This window comes from Calothrix sp. PCC 6303 (genome assembly GCF_000317435.1).
Lineage (GTDB): Bacteria > Cyanobacteriota > Cyanobacteriia > Cyanobacteriales > Nostocaceae > PCC-6303.
The window spans coordinates 5,849,505-5,872,307 of sequence record NC_019751.1 but is presented as its reverse complement, the minus strand read 5'-3'; the positions used below and the strand labels follow the sequence as shown (position 1 = coordinate 5,872,307).

The window sequence follows — 22,803 nt, the reverse complement described above, 5'->3', positions numbered from 1 at the left end:
AAAATAACAATATGTTATATAAATCTAACCAAGATTTGCCTTTAGAAATTCGGACGCGCTTTTCCGAGGCATACCAGGACATCTACCGAGCAGCTTTTAATTCTGCCGTCCACTGGTATGGTGAAGCTCCCAAGGCGCACAGAGTCGCCCTGAGTGCGCTGAAAATGCAATCAGCGGTACACAAAACTTTAAGCGTGTGAGATAAAAATTAACATCTAGAAACTTGTTCAGATGATCCCCATATTTCAGTGATGGGGTTTCTTATTATGGTGGTGTGAGGATTTTCTACGCTTTTTGAGGATAGGAAAGTTTGGTGAGAAAATCCAAAAGATTGGAGTTTTGTTCATGGTATCGTGAATTAGTTAGCTATTCACGACTTGAGTCAGGCAACTGATATGTTTTCTTCCAAGCCCCATTCATTGCATAACGCCATTCCGGTTGATAGTATTCGTTACGATGAAAAAGGTTTAGTTCCAGCGATAGTCCAGGATTATTTGGATGGAACTATCTTGATGATGGCTTGGATGAATCGAGAGTCGCTGCAAAAAACTCTCGAAAGTGGGGAAACTTGTTTTTGGAGCCGTTCCCGTCAAGAATTTTGGCACAAAGGTGCAACCTCTGGGCATACTCAGAAAATTCAAAGTATTCGTTACGATTGTGATAGTGATGCCATCTTAGTTACTGTTGAGCAAATTGGTGATATTGCTTGCCATACGGGAGAACGCAGTTGTTTTCACCAAGTTGACGGAAAAATTACACCACCTCCAGCAGATACGCTATCACAGGTGTTTGCAGTGATATGCGATCGCCGTGACAATCCGAGCGAGAATTCATATACATCTAAGCTATTTGCTGGTGGTGATAACAAGATTTTGAAGAAAATCGGCGAGGAAAGCGCCGAGGTCGTCATGGCATGTAAAGATGATGACGCTGATGGTATAGCTGGAGAAGTGGCGGATTTGATATACCACACTATGGTAGCAATGGCACACCACAAAGTTGATATCAAGGACGTATATCGGAAACTACAAGCTAGAAGAAGGTAAGTATTAAGAAAATTACGAAGAAATTTAATGCGTTGGTACAGGGAGGTTGTTAGCCCTCGGCATGACTCGATAAATTATTTATTCACCTTCATCATTGTCGAGTTCAGCATGAATGTAAACACTATTGATATGCAGCAATCTTAATAATGCAAAACGTACAGCCCTCTCTAAACCAATGTAAGTTGGAACTCTAGAAAGTATCTTTCTTAGCTCTTTATCATCTACAACAGGAATTCCCAACCTAATCTCATTCATAAAAGCTCGATGTGGTACCAACCAGTGACCAAAGTCGATCCCAGTATGGACATATCTACTTCTTAAGTCGTACACAGCTTTGATGCAAGTTTCAATGTTTTCCGAAGTTAATTTTGTTGATTCGTCAAGACTTTCTGTTCTATCAAAGAAATTCCTATTTAATAGCTTCTTGAAAGTTAAATTGAATCTTGCTTTAACTTGGTACAAACGCGATCTTATAAGATCGATATCTTTTGGATTTGCATCAATTTTTGCAAGTCTCTCAAACATTTCCTTTAGCCGAGAATCATATATTTCATCTTCAGAATATTGGAAATAGTTAGATAGAATTTCACCGCATGTCACCAAATCAAGAAATGCCCTTTCCATATCGGTGTCTACTGACTGAAGAGAACTGAGATAAAACTTCCCGGCAGTAAAAAATGTCTGTTTTAGCTGATCATTGGGCTTCTTGGTGAGGAAGTTAATGATTGATTTACAGTTTCTCAAATCTAATTCAATACCCAGGTTCTTCCTAGGTTGGTGATTGTTTGAACCAAAATAGTAATACTGCATAGCAGGAGCAACCTCATTTAGTAGAGGCATTGAAAACCTACCATGACTTTCAATCACACCATGATTATCGAATCTTTTCCCATAAAAAATTGATAAAGCTATTGATATAAGATTACCTACATGACTATGATCCGGAACTACCACTCCTTCACATAGCTTTGGTGGATCTATCCTAAATACACAAACGTAGTAATAACGACTAAAAGGATTTTCTTCTCTTTGTGTGACTCTAAGAATTGAGTCGTTCATACTTGGGAAAGCATGAGTAATTAGCAAGTCAGATTCATCATGTTCAGCAATTAATCTTGCAGGACTTGAAATTAGACACTTATGGAGATTTTGTTCTGGTCTTAGCAATATGAGTCTCTATAAGTTATCAAGGGCTATTTTAACAAATCATCAAGCCACCGCTCTATCGATTTCAGAGTGCTAAAATCGAATTGAGCAGTAATTACGATATAATATCTTTCCTTACATGCCGCTTTTGCTCAATATCAAATAGTCATTAGGGACTTGCAATTAAATAATATATCGATATACCAATCAGACTTTACCGTTTTATACTGGATTCAGAGTTTTCATCTGGTACTTGATTTTGACGCTAATCCCTTAGGAGTCTCAGTTTTCGGTGGAGGTAAGTCGCAAACCTATTGTTGATATTCAGGAAAGAAGTACCATGAATCAAACAGTTGAAACTCAGATTATCAATGCCGAAGAACGTCTCAGACTAGCGATGCTGGCTTCTGATGTCAGCGTCTTAGATGAACTACTAGCCCCCGAAATTATCATCATAAGTCATCTTGGCGAATTATTACAAAAACAAGATGATCTAGCTGCTCACGAATCTGGTTTGTTTAAGATCAATGAATTGACACCTTCTGAGCAGAAGATTCAACTTCATGGAGAAGTAGCAATTGTTTCAGTGCGGATGCAAATATTGGGTAGTTATAATGGCAATCCTGCAAACGGTGACTTTCGCTTTACGCGGGTTTGGGCTATTTCTCCTAGCGGAAATTGGCATATCATCGCTGCACATATTGGTATGGTGGCTTAAAAAAATATGGGTAAATTCTGAAGCGCGATCGCCTGAGCGTTCCGTAGGAATATTATTAGTTTAACTTGCCAGTTGTGTAGGTTCTAGCATTGTTAAAATAACGAATACAAGCTACATCTGGGAGGAAAAGCAATGACAGTTGCAGCCGTTAAAAAAATCACCTTTGAAGAATTCCTTAATTATGATGATGGGACAGACACTTTATATGAGTTGGAAAATGGAGAATTAATTGCCATGCCATTAGAAAGTGAGCTAAACCGAAGAATAGTCATGTTTTTAGTGGCTCATTTTCTCCAATTGGGAATTCCATTTTATCGATTAAGCATGAAAACAGAAGTTTCTGTGAATAGCAGACAGGTGGGGGTACGAGTACCTGATTTGGTTGTGTTTTCGGAAGAATTAGCAACAGTCATGGAAGGGGCAAAGCGATCGCTTATCCTAATGGATATGCCACCACCGTTGTTGGTAGTTGAGGTGGTTAGTCCCAATGAAGAAAATCGAGATTATCGTTATAAGCGTTCAGAATATGCCGCGCGGGGAATTGCCGAATATTGGATTGTTGACCCTATTGCCCAAAAGGTGACTATTTTAGAATGGGTGGAGGGATTTTATGATGAGCGAGTTTATCAGGGAGAAAGCGCAATTGTCTCTTCAATTTTTGCGAATCTCCAGTTAACTGCATCTCAAGTTTTACAAGGCTAATTTTATAAGCAGAAAATATCCAACGAACTGCGAAAGCTACTATCACTACATTAAAACTGAGAAGCGATCGCTTCTTTAGATCAATGAAGGTTCGACCTGCCACTATTAACGATGCATCTCTAATTTTATCATTCATTCAGAAGAAATCAGAATTTGACCGCAACATCGGTGCATTCTCTGGTGTCCTACAAGTATCCGAAGACAAAATACGTAAAACCCTTTTCGCAACAATTCCTTTTTCTTACGTTTTATTTGCTGAATTTTCCGGGTATGAAGTCGGCTTTGCCTTGTATGGATTCAGATACTCATCATTTGCAGGACAGCCAAGCATTTGGCTTGATGATTTATATGTGGATGAAGATACCAGAAGTCAAGGTGCAGGAGCAGCACTAATGGCTCAACTTGCCCAAATTGCCAAGGAAAATAATTGTACCCATCTTGCTTGGAATGCTGATGCTAGAAATACTCGCGGACTTAGTTTCTATCATCGCTTGGGTGCAGAAGTTACAGAACAGCATGGTAATCGATGTTTTTTGAGATGGGTTCCATGGGCAAATGCAAATTGAAGAAGGCAGTAGGCAGTGGGCAGTAGGGGTATTTTGAGATGGGGATACCCTGCGGGTAGACACGGAGTACAGACAAGGCAGCTTTTGGAGGTCATCCGACTCCCAAAACGTGCCACCCAACTCAAAACTGGCGACGCATAGGCATCGGGGTATTAAACCCCCTACTCTTGATAACTGATAAAGGTTCGGCTCCTTTACCTCTGGTAGACTTCGTTCCGGCTTCGCTTAGTCCAAGCTAATAACTGGTAACTGATAACCGAACACACCCTATTGGGGTCTACATGCCACAATAAGAAATGTATAGCGAATCAGTTTAAATTGGTCTATGTCATTTTTAGCGGCGATCGGAGTCTTAGCTCTTCTGATCCTAGTTCACGAGCTAGGACATTTCATTGCAGCAAGATCACAAGGTATTCATGTTAACCGCTTCTCCTTAGGATTCGGTCCTGTACTGTGGAAGTATCAGGGTTCAGAAACTGAATATGCCATTCGGGCTTTCCCATTGGGTGGTTTTGTTGGTTTTCCAGATGATGATCCAGAAAGCGATTTTCCCCCTGATGATCCAAATTTATTAGGCAACCGTCCAATTTTAGATCGGGCAATTGTCATCAGTGCAGGTGTAATTGCAAACTTAATATTTGCCTATTTTCTCTTAGTGGGACAAATTTCTTTTGTCGGTATACCCTACGCCACACAACCCGGTATTGTCATCACCAAACTGGCACCTGAAGGCAGTTCAGCAGCGACTAATGCGGGAATTCAGGCTGGAGATGTGATTTTAGGGGCAAATGACCGTCAACTCAACACCAAGTCCCTTCAAGATATTGAAGCTTTCAGAGAAATCATTAAAAAAAGTCCCGGTAAAGTAGTCAAACTTGATGTTGTCCGTGGAAATGAGAAAATTGCCATTGAAGTCACCCCAGAAGCCAAAACTAAAGATGGCACCATTGGAGTGGTTCTTGCCCCTAATGGTGACATAGAACGCCGTCGTAGTAGTCCAGTTGAGGCTTTAACGATTGGTGCGGGTGAATTTCAGCGCATTATAGTGATGACCTTTGAAGGATTTGGCAAACTAATTACCAACTTTGGTGAAACTGCCAGCCAAGTGGCAGGTCCTGTAAAAATCGTCAAAATGGGTGCTAGCATCGCTCAAAATGACGCAGGAAATTTGTTTTTCTTTGCAGCTTTAATTAGTATCAACCTGGCAGTAATTAATATTTTGCCTTTACCTGCTTTGGATGGGGGACAGTTAGCATTTCTCCTCATCGAAGGTTTGCGGGGTAAACCTTTACCAACTCGCATCCAAGAAGGTGTGATGCAAAGCGGTTTAATGCTACTTTTGGGTTTAGGTATTTTTCTGATTGTTAAAGAAACCCTGTTCCAGTGAATCAAACCCGCAAAAGGTCATCAAAAAAGCAACGGGCGCTCGAAATTCTTGTGCGCCTGAAGCGTCTTTATCCGGATGCTACTTGTTCTTTAGATTACTCTACTCCTGTGCAGTTGCTAGTGGCAACAATACTTTCCGCCCAATGTACTGATGAACGAGTAAATAAAGTGACACCACATTTGTTTACTCGTTTTCCGGATGCAGTGAGTATGGCAAGTGCGGATTTAGAGGAAATTATTGAGTTGGTGCGTTCTACGGGATTTTATCGCAATAAGGCGAAAAACATCCAAGGTGCTTGTCGAATGATTGTCAAGGATTTTGGTGGTCAAGTTCCTAATCGGATGGAAGATTTATTAAAGTTGCCAGGGGTAGCTAGAAAAACGGCAAATGTGGTTCTAGCTCATGCTTTTGGGATTAATGCTGGAGTAACAGTTGATACCCATGTGAAGCGTCTGAGCAACCGTTTGGGGTTTACCAAGCATGATGATCCTGTTCGCATCGAGCGGGATTTGATGCCTTTGTTGCCCCAAGCAGATTGGGAAAACTGGTCAATTAGGTTGATATATCATGGTAGGGCTGTTTGCAAAGCGCGATCGCCTGTTTGCCAGGAGTGCCAATTGGCTGATCTATGTCCATCGAAAATCGCTGAATAGAGATCTTCCTGTTTAATCTGAATTCTTTTTTTGACTCAAGAATTGTCAAGTAATATAGAATGGAAAATACTGTCAAAAATTAGTTACAGATTGTATGGCTAAAAAGAGCATGATTGAGCGCGAGAAAAAACGCGTCAAGATTCAAGAAAAGTATAGCGAGAAGCGTGAAGCTTTGTTAGATGAATTCAGAACTTGTACTAACCCTTTAGAAAAGTTTGAAATCCACCGCAAAATTCAGCAGTTACCACGCAACAGCGCTAGAGTTCGTCAACGTAACCGTTGCTGGGTGACAGGTCGTTCTAGAGGCTATTACAGCGATTTTGGTTTGTCACGGAACGTATTGCGTGAATGGGCACACCAAGGGCTTTTACCAGGTGTAGTAAAATCTAGCTGGTAGTTCATATATTAACAACTCCCCGGCATAACCAAACGGGGATTTTTGTTTTATCCGGATACATCAGCTTACTAACTGTACCTAAAATTACCTATTTGTGTGTCCCACTGCTGTATATCCACGCTGCAACACAAGCCGTGCCGGGACTATTTATATTGATAATAGCTACATCCTAAGGAACACAAATTTAATAACATACAATTTTGATTGAGCTTCAAATGGTTCGTTACGCTCCGCTTACACACCCTAATGAATGCACTTTATTTAATCCACGTTCCTAAACCATTGATAAACCTCAACGGGTGACAAAATTTTTGAACCAACTACCTGAATAAATATATAAGACTCACACTTTATTTTTGAAAACAACTCAGATATTCGCCGTTCCCTTTCTAGGCAAATGATTTCAGGAATCCGCTTTGATTCCTATATGTAAGACCGACTACTGGCGTAGCACAGCGTTAGCGTTATCTGTAAAAATCTTCTTGTGGGGGTAGGCAACTCCCAACAGGCAAGAGTTTTACCTTTATTTTTTCCGTTTTATTCTACTCTCATAAATCTGAATACAAGTTTTTTCAACATCAAAATCTTATTTGCTTGCACTTCCCTCAAAAAAACTAGGGCGGTAAAGCTTGCTAGATATCATCTGGGAACATAGAAAAGCCGTTTAAGATTTTCGACGACGGCTATGTAATTAAGGCTTTATTTCCAACTCTCAAGTCAGTTTTGCCGATCTAGAAAAAACCTCCTGAAAGCACTGATAAATATCTTTTTTATAGTTATTCAGCAAACCCTACTTACCGATAGTATTATTCATAAGGGCGGTGTAATCTAGCCCTTTACAGCTTCGCTCCTATGCAGGGTATCCACAAAATTTAAGATGAATATACGTAAACTAGGATTATTTTTAGCACTGATTCCTCTAGTTCTTTCACTGAATGCTTGTAGTGGACGATCAAGAGGAAATATTACCAGCAAGTTGGATACGATCAAAACTCGTGGCAAGTTGATTTGTGGTGTTAGTGGACAATTACCAGGGTTTAGCTTTGTCAAGGCAAACGGTGAATATGCAGGATTAGATGTGGATGTATGTCGTGCTTTAGCCGCAGCTATATTTGACGACCCCAAAAAAGTTGAGTTTCGCAATTTAAATGCTAAAGAACGTTTTACAGCCGTGCAAACTGGTGAAGTAGATATTCTCAGTCGTAATACCACCTGGACTATTAGTCGGGATACCTCCGTGGGTCTTGAGTTTGCACCAGTAGTATTTTATGACGGTCAAGGTATCATGGTAAGAAAAAATAGCAATATTAAGAAGTTAGAAGACCTGAAAGGCAAATCCATCTGTACCCAAACAGGAACCACCAACGAACAGAACCTTGCAGACCAAATGCGACAACGGGGTATTAGCTATAAACCTCTTGTTTTTGAAGACGTGAATACTACCTTTACTACCTATGAACAAGGTCGTTGTGAGGCAGTAACTTCAGACCGTTCCCAGTTAGTTTCCCGTCGTTCGACTTTGCCCAAACCGGATGAACACACGGTTCTAGATTTGGTAATCTCGAAAGAACCTTTAGCACCAGCTATTGCTAATGGAGATTCTAAGTGGTTTGATGTTGTCAAATGGACTATTTATGGTCTAATTAATGCCGAGGAATTGGGAGTTAATTCTCAAAATGTTTCCCAGTTAACTAGTAGCAACAATCCAGAGATTAAACGTTTATTAGGCACAGAAGGTGATTTAGGTCAAGGGGTAGGTCTGACCAATGACTTTGTAATTCGGATTATCAAACATGTTGGCAATTACAGCGAGATTTATGATCGCAATTTGGGTAAAAACTCAGACTTGAAACTAGAACGAGGTCCAAATAAACTTTGGAATCAAGGTGGAATTGTTTATGCTCCCCCTTTCCGTTAGAGATTTTAGATTGGGGATTGGGCATTTGTATTACAAGTGATTGCTGTGATATAAGTTATCACAAATACAAGTGTTATTTAATCCACAATTACAAGTTCAAAAATTTAAAATATAAATCCACAATCTGAAATTTCAAAGCCAAAATTCAAAATCTAAAATTCAAAATAGTATGATTCCCTTATGGCGTAATCGGAGATTTTTAAGCGTTGCTGGTCAATTTATTGCCGCATTTATAATCTTAATTGTGTTAGCAATACTGTGGGATAACCTGACCTACAACTTAGAAAGACTAGGTATTCAATTAGGGTTTGACTTTTTGCGATCGCAAGCATCTTTTGACATTGGTGAGACTCTAATTCCTTACCAGCCTTCTGACAGCTATAGTCATGCTTTATTAGTGGGATTTATCAATTCCCTCCGAGTCATAATTGTCGGCATAATTTTGGCAAGTTTTGTCGGTATCACAGTTGGGGTGGCAAGACTATCTGATAATTGGTTGGTGCGAAAGTTAGCCTTAGTATATGTTGAGATTTTACGCAATACACCCTTACTTTTACAACTATTCTTTTGGTACTTTGCTTTTTTTATCAATCTACCAAAAATAGAAAATCAAATTTCTTTGTGGGGATTAATTACGCTCAATAACCAGGGTGTAACACTTCCTTTGGGAATCGCAATATCCTCAGAATTATCAGCATTAATTTTGGGATTAACCCTGTATGCAGGTGCATTTATTGCCGAAATCATCCGAGGTGGAATTCAGTCAGTATCTAAAGGGCAATGGGAATCAGCAAAAGCACTAGGTTTAAAGCCAGGATTAATCATGCGGTTAGTGGTTTTTCCTCAAGCTTTACGGGTCATTATTCCACCATTAACAAGCCAATACCTGAATATAGCAAAGAATTCCAGTTTAGCGATCGCAATTGGTTATCCCGATATTTACTTCGTTGCTTCCACCACTTTTAATCAAACTGGTAGAGCAGTAGAAGTGATGTTATTAATTATGGTGACTTATCTAACTATGAGTTTAATCATAGCCTTTGTGATGAATTTATTAAATCGCACTGTCCAAATTCAGGAAAGATAAAATATTTTAAAGTTTTTATTCAAGTTTATTCAAATTTATTTAAATAAGTATTAATAATGAATCAAATATCCTACATCAAAAAATGGTTGCGAAAAAACTTATTTAACAACTGGTATAACAGTATTTTGACAATTGTCTGCTTTTTGTTGCTAATTTCCAGCATCAAAGGTATTCTCACCTGGGTGTTTATTCAAGCTCAATGGTCAGTTATAAATGCTAACCTACAATTATTTTTAGTGGGTCGTTTTCCCCAACAACTTCATGGAAGACTTTGGCTATCATTAGCGATTATTATAAGTCTATCTGGCTTAACTTGGGGAGCATTAATTAAGCGTTTACCCCAGCAAATTAATAGTTGGTTGTCCCTAGCTTGGGGATTATCTTTTCCCCTCATTCTATGGTTAATCGGTGGAGGTTTGGGACTAGAACAAGTAGATACAAATTTATGGAATGGTTTGCTGTTAACTTTAGTGATGGCATTGATTAGTATTATTCTTTCCTTTCCTTTGGGTGTATTACTGGCATTGGGTCGTCAAAGTCAGATGTTTGTGGTGCGAAATTTCAGTATTTTTTATATTGAAATTATTCGGGGATTACCATTAATTGGAATTTTGTTTCTAGCTCAAGTTATGCTGCCTTTAGTTTTGCCGGATGACATCCGTTTAGACAGAGTGCTGCGAGGGATTGCTGGTTTAACTCTATTCAGTGCTGCCTATTTAGCGGAAAATGTCCGTGGTGGTTTGCAATCAATTCCACGGGGACAATTTGAAGCTGCTAAAGCACTAGGTTTGAGTACTCCCTTAATGATGTTACTTGTTGTGCTTCCTCAAGCACTACGTGCAGTTATTCCAGCACTTGTTGGTCAATTTATTGGTTTATTTAAAGATACCTCTTTATTATCAATAGTTGGATTATTAGAATTAACAGGCATTTCTCGTTCAATTTTAGCTCAACCCCAGTTTCTCAATCGCTATGCAGAAGTTTATTTATTTATCGGACTCATTTATTGGATATTTTGTTATTCAATGTCCATAGCTTCGCAAAGTTTAGAAAAACAATTAGGTGTAGGTCAGAGGTAGTTTACTCTTTTTTAGTTAATCAAAAGTAATCAACAAAAATCTAAAGCTTGTACTGAGCGAAGCGAACGAATCTAAAATCTAAAATCTAAAATCCCATGAATTCAGAACAACCAATAATTATTGCCCAAGATATTCACAAATGGTATGAAAAATTCCATGTTTTAAAGGGAGTTAGCCTAACAGTAAATCGGGGAGAAGTAGTAGTAATTATGGGACCTTCAGGTTCGGGAAAGTCCACTTTTATTCGCACCTTTAATGCATTAGAAGAATATCAACAGGGAAAAATTGAAATTGATGGTATTACTCTAACTGATGATTTACGAAATATTGAAGCAATTCGACGAGAAGTAGGAATGGTATTTCAGCAGTTTAATTTATTTCCCCATCTGAGCGTACTACAAAATATTACCTTATCACCTATTTGGGTACGGAAATGGTCAAAAGTTAAAGCCGAAAAAGTAGCGATGCAGTTATTAGAAAGAGTCGGAATTGTAGAACAAGCACAAAAATATCCAGGACAATTATCTGGTGGACAACAGCAAAGAGTTGCGATCGCACGAGCTTTGGCAATGCAACCCAAAATCATGCTTTTTGATGAACCAACTTCATCCCTCGATCCAGAAATGGTGCGAGAAGTGTTAGACACAATCAAAACCCTGGCTGCTGATGGTATCACAATGGTAGTAGTCACCCACGAAGTTGGATTTGCTCGTGAAGTTGCTGACAGAGTAATTTTTATGGATGGAGGTGTAATTGTTGAGGAAGCTACACCCTCTAACTTCTTTCAAAACCCCAAGGAAGAACGTACCCGCAAGTTTTTATCCCAAATTCTCTAGATTCTTAGTGTCATATATGGATAAGTTGATGTGCAGCTAAATTGTATAAGTTAAAAACACAGAATGATTGTAGTGCGGGCAGCGTTCGATGGTTCCTGAGCCTGTCGGAACGAAGTGTACCGGAGGTAAGGACTGAGCGCTCACGCCGAAGTCCTGCCCGCGTCTTATATACAAATTAGATGCGTTGTAGAACCTGTACTAGTATATGAAGAGCCTCAAATTATTGTCCACAACATTTATCAAATCCTAGACTCTCTAAGAGTAGATCGCTGACGGCGTTAGCGATCGCAAACTCTCCGTAAAAGCTTTTAGAAAAGTCAAACAACTGCATTTCGGTGACAATGGCAATGACTAGGGAACCAAGATCATTTTCTCCTTCCATCCGTTGTCGAACAAATATCTGAGCTGCACGTTGAGCAATTTTTTGATTAACTGCTTCGGGTAAAAACTCTTCATCTAACCATTTGCTTAAGCTATTGCTTAACCATTCTCCTTCTTGTTCGGGGTTTTGGACTGGTGGCAAAATAATTGCTGGAATTGGTTCGCTCATTTTTTTAATCTCCGGTATAGAGTTAAATTGAGTAGTTTTAATAGAGGAATGTAGAAGATATTTGGTCTCTAGTTGTATTCCTCTGTTATTTTTGAGTTAAATTGCGAGTTTGAAGTCACTAGAAAGCAAAAATTAGGAGGGAAATGCTTTATTTTTTGAATGTATATTTATTGAATATATGAAATACGATGTTGCCGCTATTATTGAAGGCTACGCTCAAGGCTATTTTCTCATGGCTGATGAGCATAATCACCTGGGTTGGTATGGAAGCCGCGATCGCACTTTGATTCCCCTTGATAAATCCTTTCGTTATCCTAAATCTTTACGACGCATTCTTAACCAAGGAAGGTTTACCACCGCAATTAATCGTAATTTTACTGCTGTGATAGAAGGATGTGCAAACCGCGATACTACTTGGATTTCTGAAGATTTAAAACAAATATATTGGAAATTATACCAAGCTGGCTATGCTCATAGCTTTGAAACCTGGCAAGGTGATAATTTAGCTGGGGGAATTTTGGGAATTGCCATAAATGGTGCTTTTATTGGGGAGTCGATGTTTTTTCAGATTCCGGATGGTTCTAAAGTGGCGATGGTAAAGTTAGTTGAGCATTTACGCGATCGCCATTTCGTTCTTTTCGATGCTCAAATGATGAACCCACATCTTGAACGCTTTGGTGCTTATCGAATTGAAGATGAAGACTATCAACAATTGTTGGGTTCGGCTTTGAGTCGTTCTTGCCATTTTGCCTGAAATATTAACCCCCCAAAGCTTGTATATTTAGAGACGAGACATGTCGCGTCTCTATTTTGTCTTAGAAGATAATGAGAAAGAACTCTAAAATTTATAGAATTTAACTGATTAATCAGTTAATCCGAATATTCTGAATTACAACATCAAGATAATCAGGATGCACAACTACATATTTTTCTATTCCAATATCTAAACTTGCTAAAGCCGGAGCATTTTCCAGAATTACATTCCTTTTTTCTGCTGCTTGACAATATATGTATAAAGCTTTTGCTTCGGGTTCAAAACTAAAATGGCAAACCCCCCATCCAGGGAATTGACAAGCGAAAAACTGGGTAATTGCCAGTGCAAAATTCATTTAAAAGTCACTCCAAACATTAGCCAATATGTTAAAAATGTCTGCCCATACTATAACTATGGGACTTCGGGTATTTGGTAAATTATTGATGCAGAAAGCAAATTTAACTTTCATCGATTCACTGAAAATTTCCCAATTATCTGGCGATATCTTTTGAAATCAGTAATCGAAAACTACTTTTTATCAGCTAGATACAGCATTTTGCACGTACATGAGCTATATCCTTCGGCAATTCTCCCCTCAGTAAGGGTACGAGATAACGGAAGTGGAGTATTTTTCTACTTCACAAAGTTAAAATTTTCTGCATATATAAAATTAGTAAAGTTAAAAGACGGCAATATTCTATTTTTTTTATTTGGTAAATTTAACATCATTACTAGGTTGATTTTAGTCAATAGTCAAACGTTCTTGATTATTTAATATTCATAGATGGAGGTATCACATTACTAAGTATAATTCTCATCTGTCATAAAATTGTCAAAGCTTACACCTGTCTAATATTGGACAAAATTTGTCAAGTTTATTAAGCATAAACTTTGAATATCAAGATTTAATTATGATGGCATTTTAATATTTAAAAACTTGTACCACAAGAGCATTAATTTCATTTCCAGAAATAGTTAATCAACATTATATTTTGTTAACTAATAACTAAATTTGATTTAATATCAATGTTTGATAGTAATTAGATTGTCATCAAATCAAAAGATTTCTAGAATATTTAATATTTTCTTAATATTTGCCGATAACTGGCTCAATGACTTCCTCGAAAAAGGGTATGGGAAGCGACTAAGGATGAAAAATACCCATTTCAGTATCCAGCATGTAGGTAGTTTTCTGCTGCTTTTCAACGATGAAGCGAAAAGCTAAAGGCGAAGCAAAGAACATCATCAATGCGATGTGTAATAAGTCACAAGATTTCAAAAATGAAAAAATCTGATATCCTATTAACCATAAATGTAAATCTGCCCAGTCTTGTGAAATTGATGTGATTTTAGATTATCGCCGTGCAAAGCTCAGGGGTGAGTCCTTTAAAGGAAAAGATTTGGCGGGTGCTGATTTCTCATACGCTGACATCCGAGGTACAGATTTCGCAGACGCAATTTTGACGGGAGCGAATTTCAGCCATGTAAAAGCCGGACTACAACGGCGTTGGTTGCTTGCGCTCATTTTGTTTGCGCTATTATTATCAGCGTTATCGGGATTCTTGGTAGCTATTGGTGGCTCACTGTTAGGAATTATACTTGCTGATCGTAGCCGTGAGAATTTGTATGTAGGCGCGATCGCATTAGGGATAATCTCGGTATTTTTGGTTGTGACGTTTTGGCGAGGAGTTGCCACTGCTTCTGGATTCTTAGCTATTTCCATCATGAGTGCTGGTGTGGCGGCTGTCCTATGGGCAGGCATAGTGGCGCTCACTTGGGCGGGGATAGTGGCTCCCACAGGGGCAATGCAGCTAGCAAATGCGGTAGGAGTAATAGTTACTGGTGCAGTGGCAGTTGTAATAATCGCTGCTGGAACTATTGCTATTGCTGGCTCAGTTGCTTTAGCGGGGATAATAGGTGGTTTGTGGACTGTGACACTAACAGTTTTACTCACCGTCGGGCTTTGTGGAGCAATTACCATTGCTTTTACTTCTGCAAATCCCGCTGCTGATGGTATTTGGCTAATTGTAAATCGACATTTCATTGATGGATTCACAGTGGGAATAGTTCTGCTGGCATGTTACCTTGGCTGCTTGGCATTATTTGCGAATAAAAAGCAGTTACCAATTCGGAATATGGCTTTAGGTTTGGCAACCAGACGTGGAACCAATTTTGAAAATAGTGATTTAACCGATGTAGATTTTAGTCAGGCAAGTTTAAAGAATACCAATTTAAATCAGGCAAATATCACTAGAACCTGTTGGTTTCAAGTTAAAAAGTTAAATTTTGCCACAGTTGGCAAGTCTTATCTAGCAAATTCTCAAATTCGTCATTTGGTAGTTAGCAAAAATCTCCAAAGCAGAAATTTAGACGGTTGGAATTTGCAGGGAATAAACTTACAAGCTGCTAACCTTAAAGATGTGAGTTTAATTGGTGCAAATTTGAGTGAATCAAACCTTAGAGATGCTGATATTTCTAGGGCAACGCTGATTCGTGCTGAACTAGATAAAACAGACTTTCGCGGTGCAATTTTAACTGGTGCCTATATCGAAAGTTGGCATATTACTCCAGATACTAAATTGGATGGAGTTCGCTGCGATTACATTTTTATGCGTGTCCCCACAAAAAACGATCCAAATCCGCACCGTTTACCAACAAATTGGGAAGCTACTTTACAAGCAGGTGAATTTAGTCGGTTATTTAGCCTTTCGTCTTCAACAAAAAAAGCCTAGTATGTAAGCTACCCGGGCAGCCCAAGCCCAGGAACTATCGGGGTAAAATCCCCGTTAAAAAACGTACTTATTACTCATTACTTATTACTTATTTTTTAATCTAATTGGTTACTGAGCTAAAAACTTGCTCTACTGTCAAGTTTAACTGGGGGAAAGTTGGCGATACAATTAAATCGCTACCTCTAAACGGTGTCATTTGGTATTCCCCATCAATTAACTGGCAGACAAAAATTGTTGGGACTTTGGGATTGCCGATAAATATACGTCCACCGAGGGCTGCATAGTCTACAATCCAGTATTCGGGTATCCCCATCGACTCATAATCACGAAGTTTGTTGTAGTAGTCGTCTTGCCAATTGCTTGAAACTACTTCAACTATCAATTTGACAGAAGTTGCGTTTTGAATAACAGATTCTTTTTTCCAACGTGTCTCGCTGCCAATAGTTTCTTGATTTAAAATAATAATGTCTGGTTCATAACCTGATCTATCATTTTTAGGTTTAACGATTGATTCTTTCGGAATAGTCCAGATGCCGCGCTTATTCATATCTCTAATTGTAATCAGCAGTTCTTCAATCAAAAAGCCAGCCAAATCTGAATGTTGTCCTTTAGGCTTAGGCATTTCGACAATCACCCCGTCATGCAATTCGTAATGTACTTCTGAGTTTTGTGGATACCATTCGATAAATTCATCAAAAGTATATAGCTTTAGTTCGGCTTGTATTTGAGTCATAGTTAGCACCTCTACAATTTGAAGAAAGGTAGAGTTAAAGGTAAAATATTAATCCATTAATTGCATCAATAAAATTGTTATTGGTTTGTAGCTGCGCTTTATCGCTATAGGTTTCATTCCCGCAGGGTAGCGCAACTACAAACTAAAATTTATTTACTTGAATCTATGGCAATTAGAAAAACCATCCATAGGAATGTAAACCCTTACCGAGAATATTCACTCCCAAGTAACAAATCCAGACGACAACAAAGCCGCTAGCTGCCAAAATTGCGGGACGGCGACCTTGCCAACCCTTGGTAATGCGAGAATGGAGATAAGCAGCGAAAACTAACCAAGTAATTAATGCCCAAGTTTCTTTAGGATCCCAACTCCAGTATGAACCCCAAGCTTCATTTGCCCAAACAGCCCCGGCAATAATACCAATTGTCAACAGAGGAAATCCTAAACCAATGATGCGGTAACTGATGTTGTCGAGGGTTTCAGCAAGATTGAGACGCTGAGGTGATAGGGTTACAGACGTATCAACTGTTTGGGCAACAGGTTCAGTGACTAAATTTAAAACTGCTGTTTTCCCGTTATTATTGGCTTCGTAACGGCTAAAGCCATTATTTTCAAAGTTAACTGGGGCTGATTCTGTTACAAGTTCACCAGCTTTGTGTAATTTATACCCATTACTGCGATAACCACCTGCACCAAAGGAACTTCCTTGGAGTTGAATGTTCTCCCCACGGGTGACAAATAGGAATGCGATCGCTAATAATGATCCAACCATTAATGCGGAGTAACTCAACATCATGACGCTGACATGCATCATCAACCAATTGGATTTGAGTGCAGGTACTAAAGGTTCTGAGACTTGCATCCCTGATGGTAGGGTGAGGGCTGCGAATGCCGTGATTGCCATGGCTACAGGGGCAGTTACAACCCCTACCAAGCGACTACGACTGTTATATTCAGCTAATAAATGGACGCTGGTGATTCCCCAAGTTAAGAAAAATAGGGATTCATATAAATTACTCAAGGGGAAGTAACCCGCTTCAATCCATCTTGCACCCAGTAAAACTGCTATGCATAGGTTGGCAATTGCCATTCCTGCTGTACCTAAACCAGCTAAATAGGGAATATTTGGAAAAGCTGCCCCTCCCCAGTAAACCAGCATTGTCATAAATAAAACTGCAAAGGAGGCGTTATCTAGCCAACTTTGGAGTGAAAACAGATCCATAAAAGTGTTCTCCCCAATTGCTTTCTATATTATTCTTTATTTTGACGAAGTTAGGACTTACGCAGATGTTTCCAGGAAGTTGCCTGAGTTGATTGGTCTTTTTTTAGGACACTAGAAAGTAATCACGAGTAGTTTAATTTGAGCATGTTCTTTAATGATCCTATCTGTTTCGGGGAAAATAGAGAGTGAATAATTGAGTTTTTCCTGTTTTATTTTCCTGTGGCACTGAGTTCAAGAGGTTTTTTGTACCTTCTTCATTGTCAGAAAAACATCATAGCGGTTACTTCGACTATCCTTAACTTCTGAAGTGATGCCAATGAAACGGATGGCATCGAGAAATTTTTGCTGGGTAGGTTGGTTTGGAAACAAGGAAGTCAGGGGGAAATACTTAGTTGTCCGTTGAATATCCAAGAAAATTTGACCGTTAGTTTTTTCAAATTCCGAGGGAACTGTAATTTTAAATACTGGTGTTTTGGCGAGGGAATTATTTGGTTGAGCAATAATTTTATCTACGATGGGTCCGCCGATTGTCAAAAAGGCGACATTTTCATCTAGCCAACCATGGCTAGAGGTGACTGTGCCAAGAGGGGCAATCCAGTTAGTTACAGGTTTTCCGGCGATAGTTGTGCTTTGAATTTGGAATTGATATTGACTTCGCATCACCTCATCAAGCTGTTTAAAGGAGGTTTCAGCCAGAGTGCGATCGCTTGTTTGCACAAGGAATAATAATGCTGTGCGAAAGTTATCTTTTTCCCCTGGTTTAGCAACTGTGGGAATTAATGATACCGAAAATTCACCAGCCATCCAACTCAGTAAATCCCGATCTAAATCTAAATTGGTGAGTGATTTTAATCCTGCGCGTAATTGTTCGGGTGAGATTGGTGATAAGGGGTTGCCTTGAGATGCGATCGCATAATCAGCCCATAATCGTTTTAGATTACCACCTGAAAGCATCGCTAAAGTATCATCGGGAATTCGATTCTGCATTTTCCCGGCATTATTTTCCACAGCTAGTTTTTTAGAACTATTAGGATTTAACCAAGAAACACCTTTTAATTTAATTCCTTCCGCTTCTAAGCTAATTGTCCCTGCTAATCCTTGATTGTTTTGGAGTTGGCTTAAAATCTGTGCAGGTAATTGAGGGTTAGGGGAAGCACTAGCAATTTTGGCGGAGTAGGGAACGTTGATGTAAAATTCTGCAAAGGCGTTTTTTTGGGCTACTTGGGGAAAATTATCGGCAAATCCAGGGACAGCAACTAAGGATGCCTTACCTTTGTAAGCATCGATAGATTTTTCCATTGCCTGGGAATTATCTGTAATTACCAAGTACCTGCTATCGAGGACGGTAGCTGAAAATTTCTCTCCTCCATCCAAATCTGTTTCTTTGATGGGGATATTTTGGTAAGTGCGATCGCTCCAGTTTTTTTCTTGAGGAGCTTTAATTTGGGATAAAATATTTTTGGCAACAACCGGGTTTTTAATTGGTAAAACCATCACCATCTGTTGACTATTGCTAACTTTACCGTCGGTTGCCACAGGTTTAGATTTTGGTTTACTTGCTTCCGGTGCCAAAACAGCTAGCGTTACCTGTTCCCCTACCCAAGGTTGAATATCTTTTTGGAAACTATAGCCGTTTCCAGCCAGGAAGCGATCGCTTAACATCACCAAGCTTTGTTCTAACTCAGTTTGGAGTTCTTTTGTTCCATATTCTCTTAGTTTCGCCCACTGTTCTTCATTAGTGCTTAAGGAAACCGTAAATAAGGCATCTTGGGGAATTATATTCACTCCCGGTGGCAAATCCCGCGATAATGGCTTTCCCTGAGTCAATAGTAAATAAGCAGCAACACCACCACCAACCAACAACCCAGCAGATGATAGTGTTAGTACCAAAGACGATTTCTTTTTTTTCTTGGCTGGAATAGCTAAAATGGGTGTCACCATGAAAATCCTACCTTTTCCTCAAAATCGCCATCTTTAATAGTCACAACTAAAAGATGACATCAGTTCATCACGATACTTCTATAAGTAGCAAGTTTTCATAATTATTGACACCTTTTTCAGTTAATCCAACTTGCTATTGACTATTCCCTATTTCAGTTGGTCCCAAATATCTTGTTAAATAAGGTGAAAAAACCTCATAAATTAGCGTTAATGGTTGCCCATGATGCCAAAATAAGTAATGGCGACCCCAAAACAAACCATCAGTATCAAAACCGATCTTTAAAGCTTCCGAGTTACCGTAATAAATACCTCGAACATCCCGATACAGTTCTGTTCGCAACCTAGCTAAACTAGCCCAAATTGGTAAAGAACGGTTTTGTAAATATTCATCAACATGGGAAGCTTCCCACCAGGAAGTAGCATAGGCTAAACGCTGTCCAGAAGCCGTTTTTAACCATACCTGTCTTCTCAAACGTGGTCCCGGTACAGCTTGGATCAAATCCGGTGCTGAGTCTGTATCCTCACCAATCAACGACATATCAATTACATCTACTTCTGTCGGTTCACCCGTCAGTAGCTGTAAGTGCCGTGTTGGTGAACCATCACCCAATAATAATATTTGCCACGGTGGTGCTAATCGATTGTGGGGCAAGCCTTTTTGAACATCTTCTTCGGTTCCTTGCCAAATTGGATTTAAGCGATGCCACCCGGTTGGTAGTGCTAAGTTGTTGCTTGGAGTAAAAGTTACAGTCAAGGTTATTTACAAAAGTTCACCTATTTCTATGAAAGCATAAAAACAGTGGTGAGTGCGGATTTTGCATATCAATTCTGACATTCTTCCAAGTAAGGGACTTCCAGAAAATAAAAATATCTTCATGGTTTGGGCATGTTATCCGAAAAGATTGGGATGCTGCAAAGTTTGGCGGAATGGAAACTGACACCATCAACTTCATTGAAGAAGGCAGTAGGGGACTAGCGCCAAAATAAACTACCAGATAAAAACTGTGAATCCAGTATAAAACGGTAAAGTCTGATTAGTATATCGGTATATTATTTAATTGGAAGTCCCTAGGGATGTTCTGGGACGGGAATTCAGACCCAACCCTTTCAGTGCGAACCAATGTACTATTTTTGTTGTAAAAAACACGCGTTTGATTAACCCGCTAAAAATGAGGCTTACGGAGAATTTTCGGCAAAAATTTAACTTCGGGTATTTATTTCTTGATGTATTTAATCTCTTACTTACAACGTAGCTAAGTTGTGTCACTGAGGAATCGCATCAAATAGCTAGCTGTAAGATTAAGCATCAATATTGATGATCATCAATTATTTTGAAATGCGGATGGCGAGACTCGAACTCGCAAGGGCAAGCCCACACGCACCTCAAGCGTGCGCGTATACCAATTCCGCCACATCCGCAGGCATTTCTCCATAATTATATCACATCATAACGGATTTAAATATAGTAATCTAATATTTAGGCTCAATAAAATCACTTCAAAACAAGATTAGGCGTGCAAATCCACGAATCACTTGAAAAAGAAGCAAGGGAGCAAGGGGGATTCAAACCTACTTGGGCGAAAACGACTTAGCAGAAGTGGGAGACCCAGACCCATGTTTAGTTCCATTCCCCAACAGGTAGAGGGGGTCGTCTCCCCCTGCCCGTCCCTGTCCCCTGCCTCTTCGTTGAATGCTGATATCAGGCTAATAGAAAATTCCTGCCTGTTGGAGCACGATAAGCAGGATTACGAAAAATAAACAAGATGCGCCACAGTAATGTTGCAAATCGAGTTAATAACACCCAAGAAGGCAACAAGCCAGATCCGCTGGTTGCGATAATAACAGAGCGGAATACTTATATCTATTTAGACTAATGTCGTAGCTAGAAAATGAAGTTTGACAAAATTTTAATTGCCAATCGGGGAGAAATAGCACTGCGTGTCCTCCGTGCTTGTGAAGAGATGGGGATTGCCACGATTGCCGTCCACTCAACTGTCGATCGAAATGCCCTGCATGTCCAGCTTGCCGATGAGGCGGTTTGTATCGGGGAAGCGGCTAGTAGTAAAAGCTATTTAAATATCCCCAACATTATCGCCGCTGCCCTAACTAGGGGAGCAAGCGCCATTCATCCCGGCTATGGTTTCTTGTCGGAGAATGCCAAATTTGCCGAAATTTGTGCCGATCATCAAATAGCCTTTATTGGACCATCACCAGATTCTATTCGCCAAATGGGTGATAAATCGACAGCCAAAGATACGATGAAGCGGGCTGGAGTACCCACAGTTCCTGGTAGTGATGGCTTGCTAGAATGCGAATCTGAAGGTTTAGCGATCGCTAACAAGATGGGATACCCAGTTATGATCAAAGCCACCGCCGGAGGTGGTGGACGGGGTATGCGTTTGGTACGCTCAGAAGATGAATTTGTCAAGTTATTTTTAGCAGCACGGGGAGAAGCCGAAGCTGCTTTTGGCAATGGTGGTGTTTACATGGAGAAATTCATCGAACGTCCACGCCACATCGAATTTCAAATCCTCGCCGATAACTACGGAAATGTGATTCACCTAGGTGAACGCGACTGTTCCATTCAACGTCGCAACCAAAAACTACTAGAAGAAGCCCCCAGTCCTGCCCTTGACCCCGAATTGAGGGAAAAAATGGGGCAAGCTGCCGTCAAAGCAGCCCAATTTATCGGCTATAGCGGTGCCGGAACCATTGAATTTCTCTTAGATAAATCCGGACATTTCTACTTTATGGAAATGAATACCCGAATCCAAGTAGAACACCCAGTCACAGAAATGATCACCGGAGTTGACTTAGTTGCCGAACAAATCCGGATTGCTCAAGGTGAAAGATTATCCCTCACTCAAGACCAAGTAGTATTACGGGGACATGCAATCGAGTGCCGTATCAACGCCGAAGATCCTGATCACGACTTTCGCCCCGCACCAGGTAGAATCAGCGGCTACCTCCCACCCGGAGGACCAGGTGTAAGAATTGATTCCCATGTTTACACCGACTACATGATTCCCCCATACTACGATTCCCTCATTGGCAAACTCATAGTTTGGGCACCAGATCGTCCCACTGCGATCAATCGGATGAAACGTGCCTTAAGGGAATGTGCCATCACTGGACTACACACCACCATTGGCTTTCATCAAAAGATTATGGAAACCCCTCAGTTTTTGCAAGGCAAGGTGTACACCAGTTTTATTCAGGAAATGAATGATGGAGTGGTGAAAAACTAATGAAAACAGGTTTTACAAGTTTTTGAGTAGAAAAAGTAGGGGATATTTAATCTCAATCTAGGATATCTCCTACTTTTCTAACCTTTGC

General features: G+C 39.8%; 22 protein-coding genes and 1 tRNA gene. 15 read left to right on the top strand and 8 right to left on the bottom strand.

Annotated features, from left to right (window positions below; translation table 11 throughout):
• Window positions 1-11: 11 nt before the first annotated feature.
• Both CAL6303_RS23800 and hisIE read left to right on the top strand, forming a co-directional pair.
• Window positions 12-200 carry a ChaB family protein gene (locus tag CAL6303_RS23800; protein WP_015200389.1) on the top strand — a complete coding sequence of 63 codons (189 nt, stop codon included), beginning with the start codon at window positions 12-14 and terminating at the stop codon, window positions 198-200.
• A gap of 195 nt (window positions 201-395) precedes the next feature.
• Complete coding sequence (hisIE, locus tag CAL6303_RS23795; RefSeq protein ID WP_015200388.1) at window positions 396-1,046, top strand: bifunctional phosphoribosyl-AMP cyclohydrolase/phosphoribosyl-ATP diphosphatase HisIE; 651 nt, start codon at window positions 396-398, stop codon at window positions 1,044-1,046.
• Window positions 1,047-1,124: 78 nt separating this feature from the next.
• Here the strand turns inward: hisIE and CAL6303_RS23790 are convergent, their stop codons facing one another.
• Window positions 1,125-2,105, bottom strand: coding sequence for a HEPN domain-containing protein (locus tag CAL6303_RS23790; protein WP_041739921.1), 981 nt, complete (start codon window positions 2,103-2,105; stop codon window positions 1,125-1,127).
• A 427-nt stretch (window positions 2,106-2,532) separates the two neighbouring features.
• On the opposite strand from CAL6303_RS23790, the gene CAL6303_RS23785 reads away from it, so the two are divergent.
• The 10 genes from CAL6303_RS23785 (at window position 2,533) to CAL6303_RS23740 (ending at window position 11,535) form a co-directional block, all read left to right on the top strand.
• Window positions 2,533-2,910, top strand: coding sequence for a nuclear transport factor 2 family protein (locus tag CAL6303_RS23785; protein WP_041739919.1), 378 nt, complete (start codon window positions 2,533-2,535; stop codon window positions 2,908-2,910).
• A gap of 132 nt (window positions 2,911-3,042) precedes the next feature.
• Window positions 3,043-3,612, top strand: a complete 570-nt coding sequence (locus CAL6303_RS23780) for a Uma2 family endonuclease (protein ID WP_015200385.1) — start codon at window positions 3,043-3,045, stop codon at window positions 3,610-3,612.
• A gap of 83 nt (window positions 3,613-3,695) precedes the next feature.
• Complete coding sequence (locus CAL6303_RS23775; protein WP_015200384.1) at window positions 3,696-4,178, top strand: GNAT family N-acetyltransferase; 483 nt, start codon at window positions 3,696-3,698, stop codon at window positions 4,176-4,178.
• Window positions 4,179-4,503: 325 nt separating this feature from the next.
• Window positions 4,504-5,565, top strand: a complete 1,062-nt coding sequence (gene rseP, locus CAL6303_RS23770) for an RIP metalloprotease RseP (protein ID WP_015200383.1) — start codon at window positions 4,504-4,506, stop codon at window positions 5,563-5,565.
• Window positions 5,562-6,218, top strand: a complete 657-nt coding sequence (gene nth / locus CAL6303_RS23765; RefSeq protein ID WP_015200382.1) for an endonuclease III — start codon at window positions 5,562-5,564, stop codon at window positions 6,216-6,218. Before rseP ends, nth begins: the two co-directional genes overlap by 4 nt.
• A gap of 94 nt (window positions 6,219-6,312) precedes the next feature.
• On the top strand, window positions 6,313-6,615 hold the full coding sequence (rpsN, locus tag CAL6303_RS23760) for a 30S ribosomal protein S14 (protein WP_015200381.1): 303 nt from the start codon (window positions 6,313-6,315) through the stop codon (window positions 6,613-6,615).
• Between the two features lie 877 nt (window positions 6,616-7,492).
• Window positions 7,493-8,533, top strand: a complete 1,041-nt coding sequence (locus CAL6303_RS23755; protein WP_015200380.1) for an amino acid ABC transporter substrate-binding protein — start codon at window positions 7,493-7,495, stop codon at window positions 8,531-8,533.
• Window positions 8,534-8,702: 169 nt separating this feature from the next.
• Window positions 8,703-9,620: an amino acid ABC transporter permease gene (locus CAL6303_RS23750; RefSeq protein WP_015200379.1), complete on the top strand. Its 918-nt coding sequence runs from the start codon at window positions 8,703-8,705 to the stop codon at window positions 9,618-9,620.
• 56 nt (window positions 9,621-9,676) lie between these two features.
• A complete protein-coding gene (locus CAL6303_RS23745) occupies window positions 9,677-10,699 on the top strand; it encodes an amino acid ABC transporter permease (protein WP_015200378.1) in 1,023 nt (340 codons plus the stop codon).
• A 95-nt stretch (window positions 10,700-10,794) separates the two neighbouring features.
• Window positions 10,795-11,535 (top strand): amino acid ABC transporter ATP-binding protein, encoded by a 741-nt coding sequence (locus tag CAL6303_RS23740; protein ID WP_015200377.1) that lies wholly within the window; start codon window positions 10,795-10,797, stop codon window positions 11,533-11,535.
• 220 nt (window positions 11,536-11,755) lie between these two features.
• On the opposite strand, the gene CAL6303_RS23735 is transcribed toward CAL6303_RS23740, so the two are convergent.
• On the bottom strand, window positions 11,756-12,085 hold the full coding sequence (locus CAL6303_RS23735; RefSeq protein ID WP_015200376.1) for a hypothetical protein: 330 nt from the start codon (window positions 12,083-12,085) through the stop codon (window positions 11,756-11,758).
• Window positions 12,086-12,263: 178 nt separating this feature from the next.
• On the opposite strand from CAL6303_RS23735, the gene aat reads away from it, so the two are divergent.
• Complete coding sequence (gene aat, locus CAL6303_RS23730; RefSeq protein ID WP_015200375.1) at window positions 12,264-12,839, top strand: leucyl/phenylalanyl-tRNA--protein transferase; 576 nt, start codon at window positions 12,264-12,266, stop codon at window positions 12,837-12,839.
• Window positions 12,840-12,951: 112 nt separating this feature from the next.
• Here aat and CAL6303_RS23725 read toward each other — a convergent pair whose 3' ends face one another.
• Window positions 12,952-13,194: a hypothetical protein gene (locus CAL6303_RS23725; protein ID WP_015200374.1), complete on the bottom strand. Its 243-nt coding sequence runs from the start codon at window positions 13,192-13,194 to the stop codon at window positions 12,952-12,954.
• Window positions 13,195-14,182: 988 nt separating this feature from the next.
• On the opposite strand from CAL6303_RS23725, the gene CAL6303_RS23720 reads away from it, so the two are divergent.
• Window positions 14,183-15,571 (top strand): pentapeptide repeat-containing protein, encoded by a 1,389-nt coding sequence (locus CAL6303_RS23720; RefSeq protein ID WP_015200373.1) that lies wholly within the window; start codon window positions 14,183-14,185, stop codon window positions 15,569-15,571.
• A 100-nt stretch (window positions 15,572-15,671) separates the two neighbouring features.
• Here CAL6303_RS23720 and CAL6303_RS23715 read toward each other — a convergent pair whose 3' ends face one another.
• The 5 genes from CAL6303_RS23715 to CAL6303_RS23695 all read right to left on the bottom strand — a co-directional run bounded on the left by CAL6303_RS23715 (window position 15,672) and on the right by CAL6303_RS23695 (window position 20,886).
• A complete protein-coding gene (locus CAL6303_RS23715; RefSeq protein WP_015200372.1) occupies window positions 15,672-16,304 on the bottom strand; it encodes a Uma2 family endonuclease in 633 nt (210 codons plus the stop codon).
• A gap of 172 nt (window positions 16,305-16,476) precedes the next feature.
• Window positions 16,477-17,526, bottom strand: coding sequence for a c-type cytochrome biogenesis protein CcsB (gene ccsB, locus CAL6303_RS23710; protein WP_015200371.1), 1,050 nt, complete (start codon window positions 17,524-17,526; stop codon window positions 16,477-16,479).
• A gap of 231 nt (window positions 17,527-17,757) precedes the next feature.
• Window positions 17,758-19,467, bottom strand: a complete 1,710-nt coding sequence (locus CAL6303_RS23705) for a DUF3352 domain-containing protein (RefSeq protein ID WP_015200370.1) — start codon at window positions 19,465-19,467, stop codon at window positions 17,758-17,760.
• Window positions 19,468-19,600: 133 nt separating this feature from the next.
• Window positions 19,601-20,221 carry a chorismate lyase gene (locus CAL6303_RS23700; RefSeq protein WP_015200369.1) on the bottom strand — a complete coding sequence of 207 codons (621 nt, stop codon included), beginning with the start codon at window positions 20,219-20,221 and terminating at the stop codon, window positions 19,601-19,603.
• 583 nt (window positions 20,222-20,804) lie between these two features.
• Window positions 20,805-20,886 (bottom strand) — tRNA-Leu (locus tag CAL6303_RS23695).
• Window positions 20,887-21,356: 470 nt separating this feature from the next.
• Between CAL6303_RS23695 and accC the strand changes: the two genes are divergently transcribed.
• Complete coding sequence (gene accC / locus CAL6303_RS23690) at window positions 21,357-22,715, top strand: acetyl-CoA carboxylase biotin carboxylase subunit (protein WP_015200368.1); 1,359 nt, start codon at window positions 21,357-21,359, stop codon at window positions 22,713-22,715.
• Window positions 22,716-22,803 lie beyond the last annotated feature (88 nt).

Excerpts from the sequence above, each read along its gene's own strand:
- CAL6303_RS23800 (WP_015200389.1), top strand. The coding sequence starts at position 12 with ATGTTATATAAATCTAACCAAGATTTGCCTTTAGAAATTCGGACGCGC.
- hisIE (WP_015200388.1), top strand. The coding sequence starts at position 396 with ATGTTTTCTTCCAAGCCCCATTCATTGCATAACGCCATTCCGGTTGAT.
- CAL6303_RS23790 (WP_041739921.1), bottom strand. The coding sequence starts at position 2,105 with ATGAACGACTCAATTCTTAGAGTCACACAAAGAGAAGAAAATCCTTTT.
- CAL6303_RS23785 (WP_041739919.1), top strand. The coding sequence starts at position 2,533 with ATGAATCAAACAGTTGAAACTCAGATTATCAATGCCGAAGAACGTCTC.
- CAL6303_RS23780 (WP_015200385.1), top strand. The coding sequence starts at position 3,043 with ATGACAGTTGCAGCCGTTAAAAAAATCACCTTTGAAGAATTCCTTAAT.
- CAL6303_RS23775 (WP_015200384.1), top strand. The coding sequence starts at position 3,696 with ATGAAGGTTCGACCTGCCACTATTAACGATGCATCTCTAATTTTATCA.
- rseP (WP_015200383.1), top strand. The coding sequence starts at position 4,504 with ATGTCATTTTTAGCGGCGATCGGAGTCTTAGCTCTTCTGATCCTAGTT.
- rpsN (WP_015200381.1), top strand. The coding sequence starts at position 6,313 with ATGGCTAAAAAGAGCATGATTGAGCGCGAGAAAAAACGCGTCAAGATT.
- CAL6303_RS23755 (WP_015200380.1), top strand. The coding sequence starts at position 7,493 with ATGAATATACGTAAACTAGGATTATTTTTAGCACTGATTCCTCTAGTT.
- CAL6303_RS23750 (WP_015200379.1), top strand. The coding sequence starts at position 8,703 with ATGATTCCCTTATGGCGTAATCGGAGATTTTTAAGCGTTGCTGGTCAA.
- CAL6303_RS23745 (WP_015200378.1), top strand. The coding sequence starts at position 9,677 with ATGAATCAAATATCCTACATCAAAAAATGGTTGCGAAAAAACTTATTT.
- CAL6303_RS23740 (WP_015200377.1), top strand. The coding sequence starts at position 10,795 with ATGAATTCAGAACAACCAATAATTATTGCCCAAGATATTCACAAATGG.
- CAL6303_RS23735 (WP_015200376.1), bottom strand. The coding sequence starts at position 12,085 with ATGAGCGAACCAATTCCAGCAATTATTTTGCCACCAGTCCAAAACCCC.
- aat (WP_015200375.1), top strand. The coding sequence starts at position 12,264 with ATGAAATACGATGTTGCCGCTATTATTGAAGGCTACGCTCAAGGCTAT.
- CAL6303_RS23725 (WP_015200374.1), bottom strand. The coding sequence starts at position 13,194 with ATGAATTTTGCACTGGCAATTACCCAGTTTTTCGCTTGTCAATTCCCT.
- CAL6303_RS23715 (WP_015200372.1), bottom strand. The coding sequence starts at position 16,304 with ATGACTCAAATACAAGCCGAACTAAAGCTATATACTTTTGATGAATTT.
- ccsB (WP_015200371.1), bottom strand. The coding sequence starts at position 17,526 with ATGGATCTGTTTTCACTCCAAAGTTGGCTAGATAACGCCTCCTTTGCA.
- CAL6303_RS23705 (WP_015200370.1), bottom strand. The coding sequence starts at position 19,467 with ATGGTGACACCCATTTTAGCTATTCCAGCCAAGAAAAAAAAGAAATCG.
- accC (WP_015200368.1), top strand. The coding sequence starts at position 21,357 with ATGAAGTTTGACAAAATTTTAATTGCCAATCGGGGAGAAATAGCACTG.